Raw genomic sequence first — 23,289 nt, forward strand, 5'->3', positions numbered from 1 at the left:
GGCCGGCCGGTCGCGTGGGCGGCGTCGAAGCCGTGGATGACTGCCTCGTTGAGCATGCTGGACAGCCAGAAGCGGGTCCCGGACCGGCTGTCGGCCGCGGGGTTGAACACCGGTGTGTCGAGGGTGTCGTCGGAGCAGGCGTTGGCGATGCGTTGGGCGGAGTTCGCCAGCCAGGCCGGCCACGCGGCCGGGTCGGTGGGGGGTACGGCCATTTGGGTGGGTAGCTGGGTGGGGTCGGTGACGCGTCGTTCGATGATCTCGGCGACCCAGTGTTGGGTCTGGCCGACGTGTTCGACGAGGTCGGTGACGGTCCATCCGGGGGTGGTCGGTACGGCGGCACCGGGTCCGGCCGCGGTGGCTGATTCGGCCAGCCGCCGGGTGTGTTCGAGGATCGCTTGCCGGGCCTGGTCCGGGTTCAGCTCGGTCATCGGACTGTCCTTTCCGTAGGTTCGTGGTGCCGGGACTGACCGGGCGCGCCGATCGAACTCATCGGTCGCCCGTCCAGCCGGTCAGGCCGATGATCTGGGCGGCGATGTCGGCCACCCGGCGCCCGTCGGTCGGCACGCGGTGGACCCAGCCGGGGACGGTCCGATCGAGTTCGCGGGCCATCAGGTCGCTTCGCTCGACGTGCCAGTCCAGCGCCGTCCCGATCTCCCGCATTGCCAGCCTTTGCCGCGCCGTCGCGTCGTCTGCCGTCAACAGGACCGCGGTGACGACGGGAGCGTCGCCCATCGCCCCGGTCAACTCGTCGACGAACCGTACGCTCGCGGTGTTGGTGTAGATCATCCGCCGGTAGCCGAGGGCCCGGTAGTTGGACCACATCGCGGCCAGGTTCCGCTCGGCCAGCCCGTGCTCCCAGGGCGGCGGATAGGCCAGGTCGAGATTGTCGCCCTCGATCAGGCAGTGCCAGACCTCCGCCGCGGACAACTGCACGTGGATCTCGTTGCCGAGGCTGCTCTTCCCCACCCCGGACCGGCCACCGAGAAAGAGGGCCTCGCTTCGCGTCGTCACCCCGGCACGCTACCCGGAACGACCCGGGCGACGAAGGCCGATCGGTGGCCGGGCCGGACGGCGGGACGTTCGGCAAAACGGCGGGACGAAAACCACCGACCGGCCTATCTTGGGCCGATGTTGAGCGCACCGAGCGACCTGAGCACCGACGACATCCGCGCCGCGCTGGCCCTCGGCTGGGGCATCACCGCCGGCACGGTCGACTATCGGGCGGTCGGGTTCGGCAGCCACCACTGGGCGGTCGACGGGACGCGGTGGTTCGTCACGGCCGACCGGGTTTCCGGGGCGCTCGAGCCGGCCCTGCGCGCGGCGGTCGAGCTGCGCGGGGCCGGGCTCGAGTTCGTGGTCGCGCCGGTGGTCACGAACGGCGGACGCGCCACCCAGCCGGCCGGCGGGAACTATCTGCTGTCCGTCTATCCCCATGTCGAGGGCGCGTCGGGAGACTTCGGCCCGCACGAGCCGGACCGCCGGCCGGAGATCGTCGCGATGCTGGCGCGGCTGCACGCCACACCGGCGCCACCGACCCTGGAACCGCTCGATCTCGATGTTCCGCGGCTCGACGAACTGCAGAAGGCCCGGCACACGGCCGGGGACGGACCCTATGGCCGGCGGGCCACCGAGCTGCTCAGCGCGAAGAGCGGGCTGATCGACGACCTGCTCGGCGAGTACGAGGAATTGAAGGCGACGCTCCCGCCGCCGGACGAATGGGTGGTGACGCACGGCGAACCGCATCCGGGCAACATCATGCACACCCCGGGTGGTCTGCGGTTGGTCGACTGGGACACGGCCCGGCTCGCTCCGGCCGGCCGCGATCTGTGGTTTGTGGACGATTCCCCCGCGTACATCTTCTTTCGTCGGCGATGGAGGCTCGCCGACATCGCCTCGTTCGCCGGGGATTTGAACATGCCGCACCGGGACACGGAGGACACCTCGGCGATTTTCGGATATCTGCGAGAATGTCTCGCTTATGAAGACACGTGAGCTCAACCGGGTGCGACAGCGTGCCGCCCTGATCGCGGCGGCGCGAGGGCTGACGATCGAGCGTGGCTGGCCGGGCGTGCGGATGGCCGACGTGGCGCGGGCGACGGGGGTGAGCCGGCAGACGGTCTACAACGAGTTCGGATGCCGCAAGGGGCTCGGCGAAGCCGTCGCGAGGGCGGAGGTGGCGCAGTTCGTCGGGGCGATGCGCGCCGACTTCTTCGGCAGCCGCGCCGACGGGCACCGGGCCGTGCGGACCGCGGCGCGACGGACGATCCACGAAGCGGCGGGCAACCCGCTCGTCCACGACCGCGAACTGTTCCCGAGCGCGCTGACCAGGCTGGTCCTCGACGCGGCGGCCGGGGTGATCCGCGAATGGGCGGCCACGTTTCACCCGGACTGTCCGCCCCGGAGGGTCGAACTGGCCGCCGAGTCGGTCGTGCGCCTGACCGTCAGCCACCTGCTGCTGCCGCTCGCCCCGCCCGAAAAGACCGCGACGTCCCTGGCCGACGTCTTCGTCCGGCTCCTCAACTAGGAAGCGTCCACGGTCAACCAGGCAGCGTCCACGGCTCCTGCCGGGCCAGCGCGGGCGCGACCAGCGTGGCCCCGTCGGCCAAGGCCAGCAGGTGGGGCCGCTCCCCCTCGGTCGCGGCGGCCGCCAGTGGACCACCGACGGCCAGCGAACCGGCCCGGGGCAACACGATCGGGCTCCGCCAGCGGGGCCGGCCGTCCGTACCGAAAGCGTGCGTCGCGGTCTCGCCGCCCGCCACCGGTCCCCCGCTCGACCAGGTCACGCAGCGCAGCATGCCGTCGCCGACCGGGATGGTCAGGGCCGGGTCGAGGTAGGCGGTGACCAGCTCCAGCGCGCCGTCGGCGCGGGCCAGGGCGAGGGCGGTGCCGTCCGCCGACCAGGCACAGTCGAGAACCGGCGACGCGAGCGGGCGGGCGGCCGGCCCGGTGCCGCGCCACAGGTCGCGGACCGCGACGGCACCATCCGGTCCGATGGTCGCTACCAGGCCGTCCGGGGAGACCGCCAGACGTACGCAGTCGGTCAGCTCACCGAGGTACGCCTCGCCCATCGCGTTCCAGATCGCGGCCCGCTCGACGCCGAACAAGCAGATCAGGTGCTGCCCGTCCGGCATCCACTCGACCGACCGGACCGGCCCCGGATGCCCGGCCAGGGTGGCCAGCCGGGCCGGCGGCCGGTCGTCGACCACCCGCCAGACGCCCGCGTCGCCCTCGGACGTGCCGGTGGCGAGCAGGTCGGTGGCGCCCGGATTCCAGGCCAGGCCGGTGACCGGCACGTGCACGGTGAACGCGGTGAGAAGCACCGGCCGGCTCGGGTCGACGGTGTCCCAGACGAAGACGCTGCCGTCGGCCGATCCGCTCGCCAGCCGCCGGCCGTCGGCCCGGAAGGCGACGGCTCCGACGGGGGCGGCGTGCCCCACGCCGGTCGATCCGGGAATCACTACGCCATGCTGTAGTTCCGCGCACCGACAGTCAATGATCAGCGCAGTTGCGTACTTGACAGGAGCGACGGTCTGGGTGGTTCGGCGGCTTTCGCCGGGGAAAAAACAACCCCTATGAGTACGCGGGAACTACCCGTCCATGCCGCCACACTTTTGTCGTACCCCACCGGCAAGATGCCGGGCATGAGGTACTCGGTGAACGTTCCGAACTTTGGGGAGTTCGCGTCACCCGAGGCATTCGCCGAGGTGGCGCGACGCGTCGAGGCGGCCGGCTGGGACGCCCTGCTCGTCTGGGATCACGTGGTCGGCGAAAAGGCGGAACGCTGGGAGATCGCCGACCCGTGGATCCTGCTGACCGCGGCCGCCCTGGCCACCAGCCGCATCCGCCTGGGCACGGCGATCACCGCGGTCGCCCGCCGCCGGCCGACCAAACTCGCCCGCGAACTGACCACCCTCGACCGCCTGACCGGCGGCCGCATGATCCTCGGCGTCGGCCTGGGCGAGCCGGTCGACGACGAATACGGCGCGCTCGGCGACACCACCGACCGGCGGGTGCTGGCCCGCCGACTCGACGAGGGCCTCGAAGGACTCAACCGGCTCTGGTCCGGCGACCCGGTGACCTACCACGGCGAACACGTCACGATCGACGACATCACCTTCCGGCCCACCCCGGTCCAGCGCCCCCGCGTGCCGATCTGGGTCGGCGGCATGTGGCCCAACAAGCCACCGATGCGCCGGGCCGCCCGCTGGGACGGCGCCATCCCGGGAACGCCCGGCGTCGCCGACGCACGACCACCGACGCCGGAAGAAACCGACGAATTGGTGCGCTTTCTGCGCACGCAGCGCCTTTCGTACGGGCGGGAGGCCGAGCCCTTCGAGATCGTCCTCGGCGGCGCGAGCCCCACCGACCGGTCAGCGGCCCGCGACCTGATCGGCCCCCTGGCCGACCGAGGCGCCACCTGGTGGGACGAACGCCTCCCCTGGGGCCCCGACATGAGCCACACCGAGCCGGTCCTCCGCCGAGTCGACCAGGGCCCACCCCGTCTCGACTGAGGGTGGGGACCTCCGGCACAGCTGGGCATACCGGCTTCCACCGTCCACGCCGCGCTGACCCGCCACGGCCTGCACCGCCTCGCCTGGCTCGACCGGCCCACCGGCCAACTGATCCGCCGCTACGAACTCGACCGGCCCGGCGAACTGATCCACGTCGACGTCAAGAAGATCGGCCGGCTACGCGACGGCGGCCGCTGGCGAGTCCATGGCCGCGACAGCCTCGAACGCCGCCAAGCCCACTACCGCACCCGGGTCGGCTACGAATACGTGCACGCCGCGATCGACGACACACCCGGCTGGCTTACGTCGAGATCCACCCCAACGAGAAGACCGGTACCTGCGCCGGCTTCCTGCACCGCACTGCCGAACACTTCGCGCGACTGGGCATCCCCGCCATCGAACGCGTCATGACCGACAACGCCCTGGCCTACCGCAGACGCACGTCGGGGCTTGGCTCCACCGGGATGAGAATCTCGGCCAACGCCTCACCGACCCGCCTCCGTCATCTGCAAGCTGAACATCGTCTTTCCTTCTCCGGGTCCGGCCAGCACGCACCTCATTCCGCTCTCCGATCAGATCCACCGGACCGACGCCGGAATTGGGCTGCACCTGGCCAGCGGCGACCGCGCGACTGCGAGCCCGCGACCGGCCGATTCTCGTCCGTGTGCGTCCGAACGGTTCGGGTTGTCGCGCTCGGCCAGATGACGCAGGACCGCCGTGACGTCATCTTGCAGCGCCGCGCAGTGCAAGCCACTCCGACCGCTTCCATGAACCGTTGCCACGCCTGGGCCGGGTCTCGAACCGGGCGGTCAGCGTGGGGCCCTAAAGACGCTTGACCGTCTTGGTGAAGCGGGCCCGGTAGGTCGACGCGCTCAGGCCGTAGTGGGAGCGGAACCGGCGGGCGAAGTAGTTCTGGTCGGGCCAGCCTACCGACTCGCCGACGCGGCTGATCGGCTCGTCGGAGTGGAGCAGCCGGGACGCGGCCAGCTCGACCCGCTGCCGGGACAGGTAGGCCATCGGTGGCAGCCCGGTCGCCGACTTGAACAGGCGCACCAGGTAGCCCGGCGCCAGGTGCAGGGACGCCGCCAGGTCGGTCAGGGTCCACGGGTGCGCCGGGCGCTCTTCCAGCATCCGCATCGCTTCGAGCACCGCCGGGTGGGTTTCGGGCCGGCCGGCCGGGACGGAGGATGTGCGGGCGACCGAGCGGGCCATCGCGCTCAGCACCAGTGAGAGCCAGCCGACGATGTCGCCGCGGTGGGTTTCGACCGGCATCGCCCGCAGTTCGTGCAGGCCGTCGAGGTGGCGCACGCACTCGCCGAAGTCGGGGCCGGACGGGTCGAGGTGGCTGGTCAGGATGCCGCGGCGCTGGTCGGAGTAGGGGCCGGTCCAGAGGAGGTGGCCGATCCACGGGTCTTCGCGGGTCCAGGCGAGCTCGCGGGCGAGCAGGTCGGTGGAGAAGCAGCAGTTGTAGAGGTCGAGGCCGCGGGCCCGTTCGTACCCGTGCCAGACGCCCGGCCGCAGCACCATGAGGTCGCCGACCCGCAGGTCCTGCTCGCCGGCCAGGGTGTGGTGGGCGCCGGCGCCGCCCATCACGAGGGCGATCTCGAGGAAGCTGTGGGTGTGCACGGGATGGGTGCCCTCGTGCAGGTAGTGACCGGCCCAGGCCAGCGACCCGTCGACGAAGTGCAGCAGGGTGCGGGTGTTCTCCACCGGCGGCTCGGCCATGCCACACGATAGAAGTCCAGGTGAATTTTGTGCTAGGTCCGGTACACATCGGGCTATGTCGCAGGTCACGCCGGACCGCAGGATCGGTGGCACACGCAACTCCGGCGCCATCAGTCCGAAACATGTGAACGGACCCGCGGGCGCCGGTTCTTGAAACGTATCAGGAGCGCCATGCCCGACCTTGCCGCACCCACGAACATCCGTTTCGACCACCACCGTGCCGGTATCAAGGGGATCGGCACCGCCACCCCGCGGATCTCCTGGCAGATCCCGGCGGCCCCCGACGACTACCGCCAGACGGCCTACGAGATCGAGATCAACGGCTCGGCCTTCCCGGCCGAATCGGCCGAGCAGATCCTGGTGCCCTGGCCGGGCGCGCCGCTCGCGGCCCGTGAGCCGGCTTCCGTACGCGTGAGAGTGCGCGACGAAACCCACTGGAGCGAGTGGAGCGAACCGGCCACAGTGGAGGCCGGACTGCTCTCCCCCACCGACTGGTCCGCCCGCTTCGTCAGCCCGCGCACCGCCCTCGACGAGCCGGCCCCGATCCTGACCGGCACCGTCGACCTGCCGGCGGACGCGATCAGGGCCCGCCTCTACATCACCGCCCACGGCATCTACGTGGCCCGCCTCAACGGCCACCGCGTCGGCGACGAGCACCTGGCCCCGGGCTGGACCGCCTACGACCACCGGCTCCGCTATCAGACCCACGACGTAACCGGACTGCTCCGGCAAGGCGAGAACCGCCTGGAGATCCTGCTCGGCAACGGCTGGTACCGCGGCCGGCTCGGCTTCCAGGGCCGCCGCGCCCTGTACGGCGACCGCCTGGCCGCCCTGGCCCAGTTGGAGGTCACCACGGCCACCGGCGAGATGACGGTCCTGGCCACCGACGGCAGCTGGACCGCCCGCGAGTCCCCCATCGTCGCCGACGACCTCTACAACGGCCAGCACACCGACCTCCGCCGCCGCCCGCAGGCAACCGCCGCGACACAGCCGACCCCGGTAACGCAACCGGCGGCCGAGGAGGCCGGCGTGGTCGGGGTGGACGTCCTCGACGCCGACCTCGCCGTGCTGGTCGCGCCCGACGGGCCGCCGGTCCGGGTCACGCAAACCCTTCCGGCGCAGGCGATCCTTACCTCGCCGAGCGGCAAGACCCTGGTCGACTTCGGGCAGAACCTGGTCGGCTGGGTGCGCCTCACCACCCGCGGCGGCCGGAGCGGCGACACCGTCACGGTCCGCCACGCCGAGGTGCTCGAGGACGGCGAGCTCGGCGTCCGCCCGCTGCGCACCGCCCTGGCCACCGACGAATACGTCCTGGCCGGACCGGACGAGGTCACTCTCGAACCCGAGCTCACCTTCCACGGCTTCCGCTACGCCGAGGTCACCGGCGTACCGCAAATGAGCGCGACCGACGTCGAAGCCGTCGTCATCGGCTCCGACCTCGAGCGCACCGGCTGGTTCGAGTCGAGCCACGAGCTGCTCGACCGGTTCCACGAGAACGTCGTCTGGGGCATGCGCGGCAACTTCGTCGACGTCCCGACCGACTGCCCGCAGCGCGACGAGCGGCTCGGCTGGACCGGTGACATCCAGGTCTTCTCGCCGACCGCCGGCTTCCTGTTCGACAGTGCCGGCTTCCTCACCAGCTGGCTCGCCGATCTGGCGGCCGAGCAGCAGAAGGACGGCTCCGTCCCGTACGTGATCCCGGACGTGATCCGCCAGCCCGGGCCGGCCACCGCGGCCTGGGGTGACGCCGCCACCGTCGTGCCCTGGGTGCTCTACCAGCGGTTCGGTGACCGGGAGATTCTGCGGCGGCAGCTGCCGAGCATGCGGGCCTGGGTCGACCGGATGGCCGCGCTGGCCGGCGACGACCTGCTCTGGGCGGGCGGGTTCCAGTTCGGTGACTGGCTCGATCCGAGCGCCCCGCCCGACGATCCGGCCCGGGCCAAGGCGAATCCGGACGTCATCGCGACGGCTCATCTGGCGCGGTCGGCCGAGGTGGTCGCCCTGGCCGCCGCGGCTCTCGCCGAGACCGCGGCCGACACCGAGACCGCGGCCGACGCCGAGACCGCGGCCAAGACCGGGACCGGCACCGCGGCCGGCAGCGCGGCCGAGACCGAGCGGACGTACGCCGAGCTGGCCGCGCGAGTCCGGCAGGCGTTCGCCCGCGAGTACGCGACCGAGGGCGGCCGGATCCTCGACGACGCGGCCACGTCCTACGCGCTGGCCCTGCAGTGGGCGCTGCTGCCGGGCGAGGAGCAGCGGGCGCGGGCCGGTGCGAAGCTGGCCGACCTGGTGCGGACGGCCGGGTTCCGGATCAGCACCGGGTTCGTCGGGACGCCGCTGATGGCCGACGCGCTGACCGACGCCGGGGCGCCCGAGGTGGCCTACCGGCTGCTGCTGCAGACCGGCTGCCCGTCCTGGCTCTACCCGGTGACCATGGGCGCGACCACGGTCTGGGAGCGGTGGGACAGCATGCTCCCGGACGGCTCGATCAACCCGGGCCAGATGACCTCGTTCAACCATTACGCGCTCGGTGCGGTCGCCGACTGGATGCACCGGCGGGTGGCCGGCCTGGCGCCGGACGCGCCCGGCTATCGCCGGATGTCGGTGCGGCCGGTGCCGACCGCGTCGCTGACTCACGCCGCGGCGCGGCATCTCACCCCCTACGGCGAGGCCGGGGTGCGCTGGGAACGGGCGGACGGGAGCCTCCGGCTCCGGGTCACCGTGCCGGTCGGCGTCACCGCGACGGTCCATCTTCCCGATGGTCAGGCTTTTGACGTACGCCACGGGACGCACGAATTCACCGCTTCCGACCCGTACGGGAAGGAAAGCGTGCTCCCCGCGGAGGCCTCGATCCGGCAGTTGATGGACCACCGGCCGAGCTGGGATCTGGCGGTGGCCGCCGCTCGCGAAGCGGGCGTGGCGGCGGACGAGGCCGCGCTGGCCTCCCGGCTCTCCCCCTACCTGGACGCGCCGGCGAGTGAGCTCGTCGACGCCGCGACCGGCGGCGAATTCCAACCCGGCGCCGACACCATGCGTAACCTGCTGCGTGAAGGAGACAACCGTGCGTAAGCCCCAGTTAGCCCTGCTCGCAACCGCTCTGATAGTGGCTCTCGGCGGATGCAGCGCCGGAAGTCTCGGCTCCAGCGACGACAGCAAGGGCAAGGTGTCGCTGACCCTCCTGGTCGACAACGCCGAGCAGACCGTCGCGACCGCCAACCAGCTGGCCAAGGACTTCGCGGCCAAGAACCCGGACATCACGATCAAGGTCGAGACGCGGCCGCAGGGCACCGACGGCGACAACCTGATCAAGACGCGGCTGGCCACCGGGACCATGGACGACCTGTTCGAATACAACACCGGGTCGCTGTTTCAGGCGATGGCCCCGGAGAAGAACCTGGTCCCGCTGAACGACCAGGCGTGGGTCGGCTCGCTGGACAAGAACTTCTCGAGCACGGTCACGTCGAACAGCCAGGTCTACGCGGCGCCGTGGGGGCAGTTCATGGCCGGCGGCATCCTCTACAACCGCACGGTCTACGACAAGCTGGGCCTGCGGGTGCCGAAGACCTGGAACGACTTCATGTCCAACAACGCCCGGATCAAGGCGTCGGGCGTGGCGCCGGTGATCCAGTCGTACGGCGAGACGTGGACGTCGCAGCTGTTCGTCCTCGGTGACTTCCACAACGTGGCGGCCGCCGATCCGTCGTTCGCGGCCGACTACACGGCCAACAAGGCGAAGTACGCCACCACCCCGGCCGCGGTGGCCGGCTTCCAGCACCTGCAGCAGGTGCACGACCAGGGGTTCGAGAACAAGGACTTCGCGTCGGCCAAGCTGCCGGACGCCGTGCGCGAGCTGGCCGCAGGCTCGGGCGCCCAGTGGCCGATCCTGACCTCGGTGATCAGCGAACTGGCGGCCGACGAGCCCTCGCACCTCAACGACGTCGGGCTGTTCGCGATCCCGGGGAGTGACGCCTCGACCAACGGGCTCACGCTCTGGAGCCCGGCCGGCGTGTACATCCCGAAGTCGGTGACCGGAGCCAAGCTCGACGCGGCCAAGAAGTTCACCGCCTTCCTCTCCAGCCCGGACGGCTGCAACTCGCAGGTCGCCGCGTCCGCGCCGACCGGACCGTTCGCGGTCAAGGGCTGCACGCTTCCGTCCTCGGTGCCGCAGGTGGTCAAGGACATGCAGACGTACATCGACGCGGGCAACTCGAGCCTCGCCCTCGAGTTCCTGTCGCCGGTGAAGGGGCCGTCGCTCGAGCAGATCTGCGTCGAGGTCGGTTCGGGAATTCGGGCGGCATCTGCCGGAGCCGCGCTTTACGACGAGGACGTGAAGAAGCAGGCCCAGCAGTTGGGACTCGCGGGATGGTGACCGTCGCGTCCCGTCGCTCGTCGGAGGCCCGGCCGCGTACGCGCGCGGCCGGGCCCACCCGGCGCCGCAGCCCTTATCCCAGCTGGTTCTATCTGCCGGCGGCCGTCGTCTACGCGGTGCTGTTCGTCGTGCCGACCGTGACGTCGTTCTATTTCAGCCTCACGCGCTGGAGCATCTTCTCGTCGAAGTTCATCGGCTTCGACAACTACGTGACCTTCTTCCAGGAGCCGGCCCTGGTCTCGGGTCTGCTCCACACGCTGATCTACGCCGTGATCACCTCGGGGCTCAAGGTCGTGCTCGGCCTGATGCTGGCCGTCCTGCTCACCTCGCAGATCGTGGCCCGGGGCTATCTGCGCTCGGTGGTGTTCTTCCCGGTGCTGGTCAGCACCATCGGCGTCGGCCTGACCTTCACCGTGTTGATGAATCCCTCGTCCGGCTTGATCAACAGATCGCTGGCGTCGGTCGGCGTCCAGGGGCCGGGCTGGCTGACCGACCCGCACTGGGCGCTCGTGTCGGTCGCGCTGGTCGACGTCTGGAAGGGCGTCGGGCTGGCCACGCTGATCTACATCGCCGGCATCGTGTCGATCCCGCAGGAATACCTGGAGGCCGCCCGGGTCGACGGCGCCTCGTCCTGGGACACCTTCCGCTCGGTCGTCCTCCCGCTGGCCCGGCCCGCGACCGTCACCGTGATCATCCTGTCGCTGATCGGCGGGCTGCGGTCGTTCGACCTGATCTGGGCGATGACCCGCGGCGGACCCGGCTTCACCTCGGACGTCATCGCCTCGGTGATCTACAAGCAGTACCAGGCCGGCTTCTACGGCCTGTCCACCGCCGGGAACGTCGTGCTGTTCCTGGTCGTGACCGCGATCGTGCTGCCGCTGTCGCGCTTCCTCAACCGGCGGGAGGTCCCACTGTGAGTTTTGTACGGCGTTATTCGCTCAGCTTCATCGCGATCGTCCTGTCGGTGATCGTGTTCGTGGTGCCGTTCGCCTTCATCCTGCTGACCGCGGTGAAGGACCGGCGGCAGGCGTCGCTGCTCAACTTCAGCTGGCCGCACCACTTCCAGCTCGTCCAGAACTTCATCGACGTGGTGAAGGCCCGCGACTACATGGTCATCATCGCGTTCATCAACAGCACGGTCCTGACCGTCTGCAGCGTGACGATCATGGTGGTCCTGGCCGCGATGGTCGCGTTCGTGCTCCAGCGCCGGATCACCCGCTGGACCGGCCTGATCAACTTCCTGGTGCTCTCCGGCCTGATCATCCCGCCCGCGGTCGTACCCACGATCTGGGTGCTGCAGAAGCTCGGCATCTTCCAGACCATGATCGGCCTGATCTTCGTCGAGGTCGCGTTCGGCCTGTCGTTCTGCGTGCTGCTGTTCCGGGCCTTCATCTCGACGATCCCCCGCGAACTCGACGAGGCCGCGATCATCGACGGCGCCGGCCCGCTCCGCCTGTTCTTCCGGGTCGTCCTGCCGCTGCTGCGCTCGGTCATCGTGACCGTCGTGGTCGTGCAGTCGGTGACCGTCTTCAACGACTTCACCAACCCGCTGTACTTCCTGCCCGGCGACCAGAACGCGACCGTGCAACTCACCCTCTACAACTTCTCGTCCCAGTTCTCGACCTCCTACAACCTTCTGTTCATGAACATCCTCCTGATCACAGTGCCGCCGCTGATCATGTTCCTGTTCTTCAACCGCCAGATCGTGGCCGGCATGACCGCCGGAGCCGTGAAAGGCTGACATTCGTTCAAGACTCCGCGGCCGCCGCCGCCCAGAGTGGAGCCATGACTGAACTCGCCACTTTTGTCGACGGACCGCTCGACGCCCCACCCCTGCTGCTCATCCACGGCACCGCGGCGTCGAGCGACTCGTGGTCCCGGCTGGTGCCGCTGCTGACCCCGGCCCACCGCGTGATCCGGGTCGACCTGCTCGGCTGCGGCCGCTCCCCGGCCGACGGCCGCTTCGACGTGACCGACCAGGCCACTTCCATAGGCGGGGCCCTGGACCGGCTGGGCATCTCGTCCGCGGTCGTGGCCGGCCACTCGTCCGGCGGCGCCATGGCAACCGAACTGGCCACGATCCGGCCGTCACTGGTCCGAGGGCTGGCACTGATCAACACCGGCCCGAGCATGGACGCGTACATCGCCCCGGCCTTCCCGTTCCAGCCCTCGGACTGGCCCACCCTGACCGACGCCCAACTCCGGACGGCGGTGGCGCAGGCCTTCCGCCCCGGCTTCGACGTCCCCCAGGACGCGATCGACCAGGTCCGGGCAATGACCTTCACCGCGTTCGCGGCGACATCGGTCGCCCTCCGGAGCTACCTCGCCGAGCGCGCGCTGCCCGCCCGCCTGGCCGCCGTGGGCAAGCCGCTGCTGGTGGTCTTCGGCACCGAGGACCAGCGCTGGCGCGCTTCGTCAGCCAACGACTACCGGGCCGTGCCGGGCGCCGAGGTGACCTTCCTCCCCGGGGTCGGCCACACCCCACTCGTGGAAGACCCGCCGGCGACGGCCGCCCGGCTGCTGACCTTCGCGGCGAACCTCAAGGACTGACCAGCCTCCACCCTCGTGCCCCGCCGTGTCCGGAGGTCTCGCCCGGGGGCGCCGCCCTGGAGGGCGATGACGCCGATGCGGTGGGCGAGGTGGTCGTGCGGTTCGCGGGAGAGGCGCAGCCGCTCGGCGGTCAACGGCCTGCTTCTCGAAGCGACGGCTGTAGCGGGGCGGCCCGGCCGGGCGGGCGGCGTAGCCGAGCAGGGCGGCCCGTCAGAAAGGGCCCGGCGTCCGACGTGGACCGTGACACCGAGACCAGCCAGCCGGCCGGTCGGACCGCGGTGCCAGCAGGACGGCCACCACGATCAGGACGGCCAGGGCGACCTCGGAGCGGCCGGGTGGCCACGGCGTAGCCAACGGCGACCGCGACGGCGACGGCGAGTCGGATGACCTCGACGGCGACCGCCAGCACGGCGACCGCCGAGGCGCCAAGAATGGCCATCGCGGTCAGCGGGCGCCGGGGCAGAAGACGGGCGACGGGGAGGACGGCGACCCCGATCAGCACCCAAGCCCACGCCGGACGGGCCGGCAGGCCCTGCGGCATCCCGGGCAGACCGGTGCGCGCCGCCGCGAGAAGCCAGAGGACTACGGCCCGGGCCGGGCCGTTTTCCCGCGATTCCGGGGCGCGTGCGGCAAGGTTAGTCATCCCACCGGCGTACGCCCTGGGTCGACTGTCGATGCCGTTCCCGGTCCGATGACCGGGACGGCCGAGTCAACGGATTGACCAAACCGCTGGGGCGCGTCACCGCCTGCGTGCGTCACCGCCGGCCACTCAGCGCGCAGATCAAACCATGCGACGGCGGTCGCGGCTGGTCGGCGTCCTTCCTCGCTTACGGGATCTGGCCGCTGGCGGCTCGCTCATTCCGGTCCGCCGGCCGGACGTGGAGAGGAACGGTTCCAGGTGCCGTCCCGGTTGCGGTCGGCCCGCTCGTCCGGCTGCAGGTCGGCGACCTCCAGCACCTCCGGGTGGGCGTCGGTGACCTCCCGGAGCTTGACCTCCTCGGCCGTGTCGCGGTCGTCGGCCGCCCCGAGGAACCACCAGGCGCCGTCGGCGTCGCGCAGCACGGTGCCGATGGCGTCGGCGCCCGGCGACAACCGCACCACGGTGTAGGGCAGGCTGGTGCGGAACGGCCAGCCCTCGAACGGGTCGTGCTCCGTCCACTGGCCGGGCGGATGGTCGTCCGGCAGCAGCCACAGGCTCGGCTGCGACCGCCGGCACGACTCCTCCACACCGGCGTCCCAGGGAAAGCGGCCGTCCCGGTCCGGCCAGACGACCTGCATCACCGGCAGCGGCGGCCGCCGATAGAAGTCGAGGCCGGCGCCGAAGAAGCGGGTGTACCAATTCTGTCGCGCGCTGCGCAGCACCACGTCGTAGCCGTCGAGCACGTCGCCCCGCCGCTGCCCGTCGTGCAGTTGTTCGCCGTCGCGGATCAGGTCGCCGACCACGTTGACGACGCGCATCCCGGTCTGGGCCGGCAGCCCGAACACGCACACCTCGGGCCGGCGCAGCGTGTGCCAGATGCCGATCGAGTAGGCCCAGTCCGGCGTCGACCCCCCGGCCACCCCGTTGACGTTCCACCCGAACCGCCGGATCCTGTCGGCGATGCGCTGATCCCGTTCGTCCCAGCTTTCCTCATCGAGCGGCACCTGGCAGAGCAGGCAGTGACAGGGATGATCGTTCACCGGCTGAGCGTAGACGGGTTCCCGGCACGGCCGTCTTGAGGACGCTCGTCAGGATCGGGTAAGCGGCCAGCAGGACCGTCAGCACGAGCAGTTCCGGGATTCCGCCGAGCATCAGGTCCGGCTGGAGGGGGAAGCCGATCAGGTGGCCGAGGCCGTACACGACGGCCACGTAGACGATGCCGGCGGCCGCGACGGAGCCGGCCAGGCCGAGGGCCGCCCGGCGGGCGCCGCGGGGCCGGGGGCGCCGGATCAGCGCGACCCAGCGCCCGGCCATCAGGGCGAGGAGCGCGGCGAAGACCAGGTCGATGATCAGGTAACGGTTGCGGTAGTGGTCGAAGAAGCCGATGGCCGGGGCGGGCTGCCCGGCGAGGACCTCCAGCCCGGCGGCGTACGCGTCGTCGTTGGCGAGCAGGTTGGAGTTCTGGGCGGTCAGCACGGCCAGCGCGGTGTGCCGGCCGGGCAGCAGGCCGATGTCGTTGTGGAAGCCGAAGACGTCGCCGGAATGGGACACCAGGGGCGTGCCGTTCACGGCGCCGGTGTACCAGCCGAGCGCGTAGCCGTCGGTGTGCGGGTCGGCGTCGGCGGCCGAGATCGCGACCTGCCGCTGGTGCAGCAGCCGCATTGAGGCCGGCGACACGAGCTCGTGGCCCTGGTAGGTGCCGTCGCCCAGCTGCATCGTCAGGTAGTGGCCCAGGTCTTCGGCGGTCGACACGAGGTAGCCGTCGGGCAGCGCGCCCGGGAAGTCGGCGGCCGGCGAGCGCACGTGGATGCCGAACCAGGGCACGGTCGCCTCGACCAGACCGGCCGTGCGGGCCTGCGGGATCGAGGTGTAGGTGCGGCTCATGCCGAGCGGATCCAGGACGTTGGTGCGCAGGTAGGAGGCGTACGGCTGCCCGCTCACGGTCTGCACGACCAGGCCGAGCGTGGCGAAGTTGAGGTTGCAGTACTGAAATCGGGCGCCCGGCACGGCCGTCGGGGTGACGCCGACGATGCGGCGTACGCGTTGTTCCAGCGTACGGCCGGGGTGGGTGACGTCGGCGACGCCGGCGGCGGTCGGCAGGCCGGACGACTGGTCGAGCAGCTGGCGGATCGTGGGCACCCGGCCGGGCGTGGCGGTGCGCAACCACGGCAGGTACGCCGTGACCGGCTGGTCGAGCGCCACCTTGCCCCGGTCGACCAGCTGCATGACGGACAGCGCGGTGAACGATTTGCTGAGGGAGCCGAGAACGAACGGCGTCCGCGCGGTCACGCCCTTGCCGTGGGTTCCGACGGTCGGCGTGCCGTCCGGCGCGACGACGACGTAGGCGGCGGCCGGCGGGGCGAGAGCGTCGAGCTCGCGCCCGACCGTGTCGGCGACCGTGCGCGGCGCCGCCGCGTCGGCCGGGACGACCACGAACAGGATGGGTAGGACGACGGCGAGCAGAACCAGAATCCTTCGCGTCATGTCGTCGATGCTTCTGCGGCGCGGCCCCGGGCTCCACCCGGCCAGCACCCCGGCCGATGGTAGGGCTAGCCGCACCAGCCGGAGATCGACCGGTTTAGGGGGTAGCCCGGGCCGGGTACCGTCGCTCAGGTGAGGCGGTTGTTACTCGCGGTGCTGTTGGTGGTGCTGGTGGGCTGTGGGGTCTCGCGGCTGCCGGGGCCGGGCGAGACCACGGCCACGCCCAAGCCGGCCAAGTCCGACGACACGGTCACCCGGTCGATCGGGGACGTCGAGCGGTTCTGGACGGGCGAGTTCCCGAAACTGGCCGATGGCAAGAAGTTCCAGAAGGTGCGGGGCGGCTATCACCCGTACACGGAAAGCGTGCCGCCGCCCGACTGCGGTGACCAACCGGGTCAATACCAGCCGAACGCCTTCTATTGCCCGACCGGCGATTTCATCGCGTGGGATGCGCAGACCCTGATTCCGCAGCTCCAGTCCGATTTCGGCTCGCTGCTGGTCGGCGTGGTGTTCGCGCACGAGTACGGCCACGCGATCCAGGTGCGGCTGGGGGCCACTCGGCAGCCGACCGTGGTGCTCGAACAGCAGGCCGACTGCTTCGCCGGGGCGTGGCTGGGCGACGCGCTGGCCGGGCACTCGAAGGTGTTCAAGAACGTCAGCGCCAAGCAGCTCGACAACACCGTCGCCGGCATCCTGATGCTGCGCGACCAGCCCGGCACGCCGGCGATGGACGAGGGCGCGCACGGCAACGCGTTCGACCGCATCCGGGCCCTGCAAGACGGTGTGCAGCAGGGCGCCGGCAGGTGCGCGCAGTACGACGCCGGCAACCTCCCGGTGACCGAGGTGCCGTTCACCGATCCCGAGGACGCGCAGCGCGGCGGCGACCTGCCGTACGCCGACGCGGTCCAGCTGCTCGCGCAGGACGCGCAGGGCTACTGGGAGCGCACGTTCCCGCAGCTGACCGGCCAGGCCTGGCAGGACCTGCGGGTCGAGCCGTTCGACGGCGCCAAGCCGGACTGTTCGAAGCCCGACTCGACCGCACAGGGCGAGGCGTTCTATTGCCCGGACGGCGGCTTCGTCGCCTTCGACAACCGGCAGCTCGGGCCGGCGCTCTACGACCGGATCGGTGACAACGCGGTCGGCATGCTGCTCGGCGACCTCTTCGCCCGCGCGGCGCAGGACCGCCGCGGCCGGTCGACCACCAGCAAGGCCGGTCAGCTCGCGGTCGACTGCCTGGCCGGCTCCTGGACGTACGACATCCTGAACCGTTCGGCGGCCGACCGGAAGCGGGGTGGCGTCACCCTGTCGCCGGGCGACCTCGACGAGGCCGTGGCGGCGCTGCTCTCGTTCGGGCGGGCCGAGGACGGCAGCGGCCTGACGGCGTTCGACCGGATCGCGTCCTATCGCAGCGGGGTGTTGCAGGGGCTGGAGGCCTGCTCCTAGGACTCGCTCATCCGCGGTTGCGGGATGCCCACGGCCGGGGCGGGCCGCCAGCCGGCCTGGAACGCCAGTACCACGCTGAGCAGGACCGTCACGACGATCGCGTCGATCCAGTAGTGGTTGCCGGTCACCAGCACGACGAACAGCGTGATGATCGGGTGCAGCAGCCAGAGCCGGCGCCAGCGGCCGTTGGTGGCCCCGATCAGCGCGATCGCGACGGCCAGCGCCCAGCCGACGTGCAGCGACGGCATGGCGGCGTACTGATTGGTCAGCGAGTCACTGGTCGGCGACCCGTAGACGGCCGGGCCGAACAACTTGCCGGTGTCGACCATGCCCATCGCGGTCAGCATGCGCGGCGGGGCCAGCGGCATCAGCAGGTGCACGACCAGGGCGGCGGCGGTCAGCCAGGCGAGCATGCGACGGGTGCGCACATAATGCTCGGGCCGCTTGATCCACATCCAGATCAGGCACGCCGCGGTGATCGGGAAATGGACGTACGCGTAATAGCAGTTCGCCAGCTTTATCAGCCATTCGTGGCCCATCACGGCCCGCTGGAGCGTCGATTCACTCGGGAGGTGGACGAGCCGCTCGAAGTGCCAGACGTCGCGCGCGTTGGCGAGCGCCTCACCGACGTGGCCCTCGGCCGCGACCCGGCCCAGCTTGTAGGCGAGGAACAGGATGACGACCAGCGCGATCTCGCGGAGGGCACGATTGGTGGTGGCCCTGAGCCTGGACGGTGCTAGGTCAGCGTCGGGCGCGGCCTCCTCCTGCATCACGCTCACGAAGCACTCCCTCTCCCGTCGCGGCCCGCGCCGGGACCCCGGATCGCAATGGCCCCGGACAGCGCTGGCGACCAGGTTTGTCCGGCGATCTTCGCAGATGATCGCAACCCCGGGATATGACGGTCTTCACCCGAAGGTATGGCGGTGTTCACCAGCAAATCGGGCCCGCTCGGGAAGATCGTCCGAGTGGGGCGCGCTCGGTGACCGAGTGGTCGGCTTTCCGCTACATCGGGGCCGGATCGACCCCTAGCCAGGGTCGTTCGGGGGCCGGTAGGCTCGGTGACCTGGTCAGGTGCGTCTTGACCACGGTCGGCGCCGCGCGGGGGGTCGCAGTCCCGAGGGGTCGCCGGGTCGACACGCGATCGACTGCGATTGAGGTCGCCACGTGAGTCCCGACGACGTGCACCGGGTTCGCATCACCGATGCGTCCCGCACCCTGGGTGACCGGGTCCTGGCTGACCGGGTCCTGGGTGACCGGGTCCTGGGTGACCGGGTCCTGGGTGACCGGGTCCTGGGTGACCGGGGGTTCGCGGTCACGACCGCGGCGGCGTCGCGCGACGCGGGGCCGTTCGTCGCGCTGCGAGCGCCGGGGTCGGACGCGCCGGTCGCGGCGGAGGTGGTCGAGGTGCTGGGCTCGGAAGGGCGGGTGCTGCTCGAGGTGGCGGCGCCGGGCTTCGACGTGCCCTTCAACCCCTCGATGGCCGGCCAGGTGCCGCGCTTTCGGCGGCTCGGGGCGGGCCGCCTGCTCGCTGAACCGAAATTGGGTGGCGTGAAGGGCTCGGAAGGCGAAAGCTCGACGGCAGACACCGCGAGCGAACAGGCAGGTGGGACGCGACGCACGACAAACGACCAGGAACGCGGGGCGCTCCTGCCGGCGTACCTGAAAGAGCGCGCCCGGACCGGGCGCCTCGACCCGGTCGTGACCGGGCCCGCGCTGGAGGGGTCTCGGTGACGGAACGGCTCGCTGACGTGGTCGGCCAGGTCGAGGAGGCTGTCCTCGCCGCTGCCACACGCGAGCCCGGCGCCGCCGAACGCCTGTCCGCGCTGCGCATGCTGATCTCGATGCGGCTCGAGGCGGGCACGTCCCCGACGCGTTACCTGGCGACGATGCTCGCCTTCCTCCGCGAGCACGAGCTGGGCGTCCGCCTCGCGCCGGAGGGCGTTTCGCGCAGTGCGTCCCGCGCGGAGCGGGTGCGGTTGGGGGCGCTGCACGGCGTACTCCTCGCGCAGCTCGGGCGAACCGCCCAGGCCCGGGGCCGCGGGGAGAAGACCCTGACCGAGCCGGTCCATTCCGCCCTGGCCACCCGGAGCCTCGACGCCCGCACATTGTTGTCGATCAGCAATGCTGAGGCTTTGTCCCCGCCGGCCATCGCCCGGTTGCGGGTCGCCCCGCTGGGCGAAGATCTTGACGCCGCGACCGCCCTCGCGGAGGTGGTCTCGCTCCCCGACCGGCGTCCGGAGGCTCTGGGCGCGGTGGCCGATCTGGCTTATGCGCAGTTCCGAATAGCGTGGCTCGCCGGACAATCCGGAGATTTCGCCAGGTTGGCGTCGGCTCTGCGGACGGCGACGCTCGCGCTCACCGCGGCGCTCGGCGCCGACAACCCCCGCACGATCACCGCGCGGATCCGGCTGGCGGAGTGCGACCGGCTTTCCGGCCGGGCACGCTTTTCCGATGTACGGGCGGGGACCGCCCGCCTCCACAGACGTGATCGCCCCTTGACCGTCGCCGCTCTCCCCCTCAGAGTCCCGCTCGCTTGCCCCGCCGATGGTTCGCGCACGAACAGTTTCCGTGCGGACGATCCTGACGTTCACCCGCCGGCGAAGAGGGCGGCACGCACTTCCGCGCGCGGCGTCGCCGTTGTCCGGAAACCCGGTTTGGGCAGATCCGCCGGAGTTATTCACCGCACAAAACGTGGCGAACCGGACGCCGAAGACGCCGCCCGGGTCCTCGGACGGCACCATCCGCCGACCGTCGTGCTGGCCGCGGCGACCCGTCCGGAGGGCGACGAACTGGCCCGGACCGCAGCTCAGGCGGCCCTGGTGCTCGGCGCCGGACACTCCGTGACCAGAATGCTCGACGAGAGACTGCGGTCCTGCCGCCGCACTGGCCCCAACACCACACCCACCCATCGCACCACCGACGCCATCGGGACCGACACCACTGCCATGAGCGAGCCGACCGCCGCAGCGACCGCTGCCACCGCGACCGCATCCACCCACACCGACGCCGACCTGACCCTGACCGCCAACGGGGGTGCCGCACCGCCGGACGCCCCCGGGGCGGCAGTGCCTGCCGCTTCCCCGGACACGCCGGCTGCCGCCGCAAGCGACCCGGCAGCCTCCCCCGGCGACGCGCCCGCTGCTCCGGCGGCACCCGCCGACGCCACGGCAACCGTCCCAGCGGCCTCCGCCGCCGAGACGACCGGAGACGCCGGCGCAGCGGCGTCCTCGGCCCTCCCCGGCCCGAACGCCACCGGCGGCTCGGACGCTGTCCCGGACGCCGGGGCCGGGTCGGGCGCCGCCGCCCCGGACGCGGCGACCGGCTCGGACGCCGTGACCGGCTCGGATGCCGTGACCGGCTCGGATGCCGTGACCGGCTCGGATGCCGTGGCCGCACCGGGCGACGGGACCTCGCCCGGCGCAACCGGCGAAGGAGCCGGCTCGCCGGACGCGGGAGCGGGTGCCGGTTCACCGGACGAGGGCGGAGGCAGCGCCGACGCTGAGGCAGGTGCGGCGAGTTCGCCAAGCGGGGCCGTGAGCAGCACGGAGGCGACTGTCCCGGCAGACTCGACGGACGTGTCAGCTGACGAGGCCGCGACCGGCTCCGATGCGACGAGCGCACCCGACTCGACCGACGGCTCGCCCGCCAGCTCGGACGCCCCGGGCACCGCCGACGCGGCCTCGGCCGAGGGGTCCTCGGGCGACGCCGATGCCGCGGCCGCTCCCGGGACGACCGACGGCTCGGACGCCGCGGCTGCCTCCACCGGCGACGCGGCCGAGAGTCCGGCGGCTGCCACGCCGACGCCCGGGGGCACGCCGGGCCGGAGCCGCGGGCCTCGGCAGCAGCCGGAGTCCGAGGAGAAGGCCCGCATCTGGGACGCCATCGAGAAGATCAGGGACGACAGCGGCATGGTCCGCGGCCGGGTCGTCGAGGTGGTCAAGGGCGGCCTCGTACTCGACGTCGGGGTGCGCGCGTTCCTGCCCGCCTCACTGGTCGAGATGCGCCGGGTGCGCGACCTCAACCCGTACGTGGGTCGTGAGCTGGAAGCGAAAGTCCTGGAAATGGACCGCGGCCGGGGCAACCTGGTGCTTTCCCGGCGGGCGCACCTCGAGGAGACCCGCTCGGCCGGCCGGTCGACGCTGCTCGCGCAGCTGGCGCCGGGGCAGATCCGCCGGGGTGTGATCTCCTCGGTGGTCAACTTCGGGGCGTTCGTGGACCTGGGCGGCGTGGACGGCCTGATCTCGGTCGCCGAGCTGTCGTGGACCCACCACAATCATCCGTCCGACGTGGTCGAGGTCGGCCAGGAGGTCGAGGTCGAGGTGCTCGACGTCGACCAGTCCCGGGGCCGCATCTCGCTCTCGCTGAAGGCGACGTCGCAGGATCCGTGGCCGCAGTTCGCCCGGAACCACCCGATCGGCCAGATCGTGTCGGGGCGGGTCACGAAGCTGATGCCGTTCGGGGCGTTCATCCGGGTCGACGGGCTCGAGGGCCTGGTGCACGTCTCGGAGCTCGCCGACTACCGCGTCGACACCCCCGACCAGGTGCTGCGGACCAACCAGGACGTCCTGGTCAAGGTCACCGACATCGACCTGCAGCGCCGCCGCATCTCGCTGTCGGTCCGCCAGGCCAACGCCGAATACCTCCCCGAGGAGGAGCAGTTCGACCCGGTCACCTTCGGCATGCTCAACACGTACGACGCCCAGGGAAACTACATCTACCCCGAGGGCTTCGACGCCGAGACCGGCGAGTGGCTGCCCGGCTTCGAGGAACAGCGCGACGTCTGGGAACGCCAGTATTCTGACGCCCACGACCGTTGGGTCGCCCTCGGCCAGCAGGTGGAGGCGGCCCAGTCCGGCGCCCCCGCCTACACCGCCGGTTCCCCGTCGGGCCAGCGCGGCGGCCGAGAAGGTGGCCGAGAAGGTGGCCGAGACCGGGAGGGTGGCGGCCGCCGCGGCGGCAACGACCGCGGCAGCAGCCACAGCAGCGGCCACTCCAACGCCCCTCGCACCGCCTCCGAGCCCACCACCGGCAACGAGGACGTCGACGAGCGCCTGGCCGCCCTCCGCGAACGCCTCTCCGAAGGCCACAACAACAACCGCACCGACGGCTGAAGTTCCGGAGGCTGTGGACAACCGCGCGAAATTGTCAGACCCGGATGCTTGAATCGCCCCCACCCAGTACGGGGTGGGGGCGAGGCAGCCAAGCCGCGTGGGGTGAGAGCCGGGTCCGGTGAGCCGGACCGGGTCGGTGAGACTGAGGCCGAGCATCCGGTTCATTGGCGTTGGACCGGGACCGACCAGTCGGCGTGTGGCGCGGTCCCGTCGACAAGCGGCGAGCTGGGCCTTTCCGGCGCGGCGGCCCGGGTTAGGCGATTTGTTCGGTTCCTTCGCTGGTGCTGGTCGCGGTGTGGACGTCGTAGTGGGTCGCTGGGTGAGTTTTGCGGCAGCTGGCGGGCCGACCCGGGCCTGGCCTGGCCTGGCCGACCCGGGCCTGGCCTGGCCTGGCCTGGCCGACCCGGGCCTGGCCTGGCCGGGCCGGGCCGGGCCGGGCCGGGCCGGGCCGGGCCGGGC

18 protein-coding genes and 1 pseudogene are annotated in these 23,289 nt (G+C 71.4%); 12 read left to right on the forward strand and 7 right to left on the reverse strand.

Annotation, left to right across the window (positions count from 1 at the left end):
- Positions 1-428: maleylpyruvate isomerase family mycothiol-dependent enzyme (locus AB0M88_RS45715; protein WP_364113216.1), on the reverse strand; the 428-nt coding region annotated here is incomplete at its 3' end.
- 58 nt (positions 429-486) lie between these two features.
- Entirely contained in the window at positions 487-1,011 is a 525-nt protein-coding gene (locus AB0M88_RS45720) for a hypothetical protein (RefSeq protein ID WP_364113218.1), read from the reverse strand.
- Positions 1,012-1,128: 117 nt separating this feature from the next.
- On the opposite strand from AB0M88_RS45720, the gene AB0M88_RS45725 reads away from it, so the two are divergent.
- Complete coding sequence (locus tag AB0M88_RS45725) at positions 1,129-1,992, forward strand: aminoglycoside phosphotransferase family protein (RefSeq protein ID WP_364113220.1); 864 nt, start codon at positions 1,129-1,131, stop codon at positions 1,990-1,992.
- The gene (locus tag AB0M88_RS45730) at positions 1,979-2,524 is read left to right on the forward strand and encodes a TetR family transcriptional regulator (RefSeq protein ID WP_364113222.1); all 546 of its coding nucleotides are present in this window, start codon (positions 1,979-1,981) and stop codon (positions 2,522-2,524) included. Before AB0M88_RS45725 ends, AB0M88_RS45730 begins: the two co-directional genes overlap by 14 nt.
- A gap of 13 nt (positions 2,525-2,537) precedes the next feature.
- Here the strand turns inward: AB0M88_RS45730 and AB0M88_RS45735 are convergent, their stop codons facing one another.
- Positions 2,538-3,458: a hypothetical protein gene (locus tag AB0M88_RS45735; protein ID WP_364113224.1), complete on the reverse strand. Its 921-nt coding sequence runs from the start codon at positions 3,456-3,458 to the stop codon at positions 2,538-2,540.
- 183 nt (positions 3,459-3,641) lie between these two features.
- On the opposite strand from AB0M88_RS45735, the gene AB0M88_RS45740 reads away from it, so the two are divergent.
- Both AB0M88_RS45740 and AB0M88_RS45745 read left to right on the forward strand, forming a co-directional pair.
- A complete protein-coding gene (locus tag AB0M88_RS45740; protein ID WP_364113226.1) occupies positions 3,642-4,511 on the forward strand; it encodes a TIGR03619 family F420-dependent LLM class oxidoreductase in 870 nt (289 codons plus the stop codon).
- A gap of 21 nt (positions 4,512-4,532) precedes the next feature.
- Positions 4,533-4,957 (forward strand): annotated as a pseudogene (locus AB0M88_RS45745) (IS481 family transposase); the annotation flags it as partial.
- Between the two features lie 376 nt (positions 4,958-5,333).
- Here the strand turns inward: AB0M88_RS45745 and AB0M88_RS45750 are convergent.
- Positions 5,334-6,236, reverse strand: coding sequence for an AraC family transcriptional regulator (locus AB0M88_RS45750; protein WP_364113228.1), 903 nt, complete (start codon positions 6,234-6,236; stop codon positions 5,334-5,336).
- Positions 6,237-6,407: 171 nt separating this feature from the next.
- On the opposite strand from AB0M88_RS45750, the gene AB0M88_RS45755 reads away from it, so the two are divergent.
- Genes AB0M88_RS45755 through AB0M88_RS45775 form a run of 5 tightly spaced genes read left to right on the forward strand, consistent with a single transcriptional unit; the run spans position 6,408 to position 13,155 of the window.
- Positions 6,408-9,305, forward strand: coding sequence for a glycoside hydrolase family 78 protein (locus tag AB0M88_RS45755; RefSeq protein ID WP_364113230.1), 2,898 nt, complete (start codon positions 6,408-6,410; stop codon positions 9,303-9,305).
- Positions 9,298-10,605 (forward strand): extracellular solute-binding protein, encoded by a 1,308-nt coding sequence (locus tag AB0M88_RS45760; RefSeq protein WP_364113232.1) that lies wholly within the window; start codon positions 9,298-9,300, stop codon positions 10,603-10,605. Before AB0M88_RS45755 ends, AB0M88_RS45760 begins: the two co-directional genes overlap by 8 nt.
- Positions 10,599-11,522, forward strand: a complete 924-nt coding sequence (locus AB0M88_RS45765; protein ID WP_364113234.1) for a sugar ABC transporter permease — start codon at positions 10,599-10,601, stop codon at positions 11,520-11,522. The genes AB0M88_RS45760 and AB0M88_RS45765 overlap by 7 nt, the downstream gene beginning before the upstream one ends.
- A complete protein-coding gene (locus AB0M88_RS45770) occupies positions 11,519-12,346 on the forward strand; it encodes a carbohydrate ABC transporter permease (protein WP_364113236.1) in 828 nt (275 codons plus the stop codon). The genes AB0M88_RS45765 and AB0M88_RS45770 overlap by 4 nt, the downstream gene beginning before the upstream one ends.
- Before the next feature lie 44 nt (positions 12,347-12,390).
- Entirely contained in the window at positions 12,391-13,155 is a 765-nt protein-coding gene (locus AB0M88_RS45775) for an alpha/beta hydrolase (RefSeq protein ID WP_364113238.1), read from the forward strand.
- A gap of 855 nt (positions 13,156-14,010) precedes the next feature.
- Here the strand turns inward: AB0M88_RS45775 and AB0M88_RS45780 are convergent.
- On the reverse strand, positions 14,011-14,835 hold the full coding sequence (locus AB0M88_RS45780) for a DUF4262 domain-containing protein (protein WP_364113240.1): 825 nt from the start codon (positions 14,833-14,835) through the stop codon (positions 14,011-14,013).
- Positions 14,786-16,279 (reverse strand): serine hydrolase domain-containing protein, encoded by a 1,494-nt coding sequence (locus AB0M88_RS45785; RefSeq protein ID WP_364113242.1) that lies wholly within the window; start codon positions 16,277-16,279, stop codon positions 14,786-14,788. Before AB0M88_RS45785 ends, AB0M88_RS45780 begins: the two co-directional genes overlap by 50 nt.
- Before the next feature lie 129 nt (positions 16,280-16,408).
- Here AB0M88_RS45785 and AB0M88_RS45790 point away from each other — a divergent pair, with 129 nt between their 5' ends.
- A complete protein-coding gene (locus AB0M88_RS45790; RefSeq protein WP_364113244.1) occupies positions 16,409-17,719 on the forward strand; it encodes a neutral zinc metallopeptidase in 1,311 nt (436 codons plus the stop codon).
- Here AB0M88_RS45790 and AB0M88_RS45795 read toward each other — a convergent pair.
- Entirely contained in the window at positions 17,716-18,489 is a 774-nt protein-coding gene (locus tag AB0M88_RS45795; protein ID WP_364113248.1) for a phosphatase PAP2 family protein, read from the reverse strand. The genes AB0M88_RS45790 and AB0M88_RS45795 overlap by 4 nt on opposite strands.
- A gap of 394 nt (positions 18,490-18,883) precedes the next feature.
- Between AB0M88_RS45795 and AB0M88_RS45800 the strand changes: the two genes are divergently transcribed.
- Positions 18,884-19,450 carry a hypothetical protein gene (locus tag AB0M88_RS45800; RefSeq protein ID WP_364113246.1) on the forward strand — a complete coding sequence of 189 codons (567 nt, stop codon included), beginning with the start codon at positions 18,884-18,886 and terminating at the stop codon, positions 19,448-19,450.
- Between the two features lie 1,844 nt (positions 19,451-21,294).
- Positions 21,295-22,830, forward strand: a complete 1,536-nt coding sequence (locus AB0M88_RS45805; protein ID WP_364113250.1) for a S1 RNA-binding domain-containing protein — start codon at positions 21,295-21,297, stop codon at positions 22,828-22,830.
- The last annotated feature ends 459 nt before the right edge of the window (positions 22,831-23,289 follow it).

The organism is Actinoplanes sp. NPDC051411 (genome assembly GCF_040682075.1).
Taxonomy (GTDB): Bacteria; Actinomycetota; Actinomycetes; order Mycobacteriales; family Micromonosporaceae; genus Actinoplanes.

Excerpts from the sequence above, each read along its gene's own strand:
- AB0M88_RS45725 (WP_364113220.1), top strand. The coding sequence starts at position 1,129 with ATGTTGAGCGCACCGAGCGACCTGAGCACCGACGACATCCGCGCCGCG.
- AB0M88_RS45730 (WP_364113222.1), top strand. The coding sequence starts at position 1,979 with ATGAAGACACGTGAGCTCAACCGGGTGCGACAGCGTGCCGCCCTGATC.
- AB0M88_RS45740 (WP_364113226.1), top strand. The coding sequence starts at position 3,642 with ATGAGGTACTCGGTGAACGTTCCGAACTTTGGGGAGTTCGCGTCACCC.
- AB0M88_RS45750 (WP_364113228.1), bottom strand. The coding sequence starts at position 6,236 with ATGGCCGAGCCGCCGGTGGAGAACACCCGCACCCTGCTGCACTTCGTC.
- AB0M88_RS45755 (WP_364113230.1), top strand. The coding sequence starts at position 6,408 with ATGCCCGACCTTGCCGCACCCACGAACATCCGTTTCGACCACCACCGT.
- AB0M88_RS45765 (WP_364113234.1), top strand. The coding sequence starts at position 10,599 with ATGGTGACCGTCGCGTCCCGTCGCTCGTCGGAGGCCCGGCCGCGTACG.
- AB0M88_RS45775 (WP_364113238.1), top strand. The coding sequence starts at position 12,391 with ATGACTGAACTCGCCACTTTTGTCGACGGACCGCTCGACGCCCCACCC.
- AB0M88_RS45785 (WP_364113242.1), bottom strand. The coding sequence starts at position 16,279 with ATGACGCGAAGGATTCTGGTTCTGCTCGCCGTCGTCCTACCCATCCTG.
- AB0M88_RS45795 (WP_364113248.1), bottom strand. The coding sequence starts at position 18,489 with ATGCAGGAGGAGGCCGCGCCCGACGCTGACCTAGCACCGTCCAGGCTC.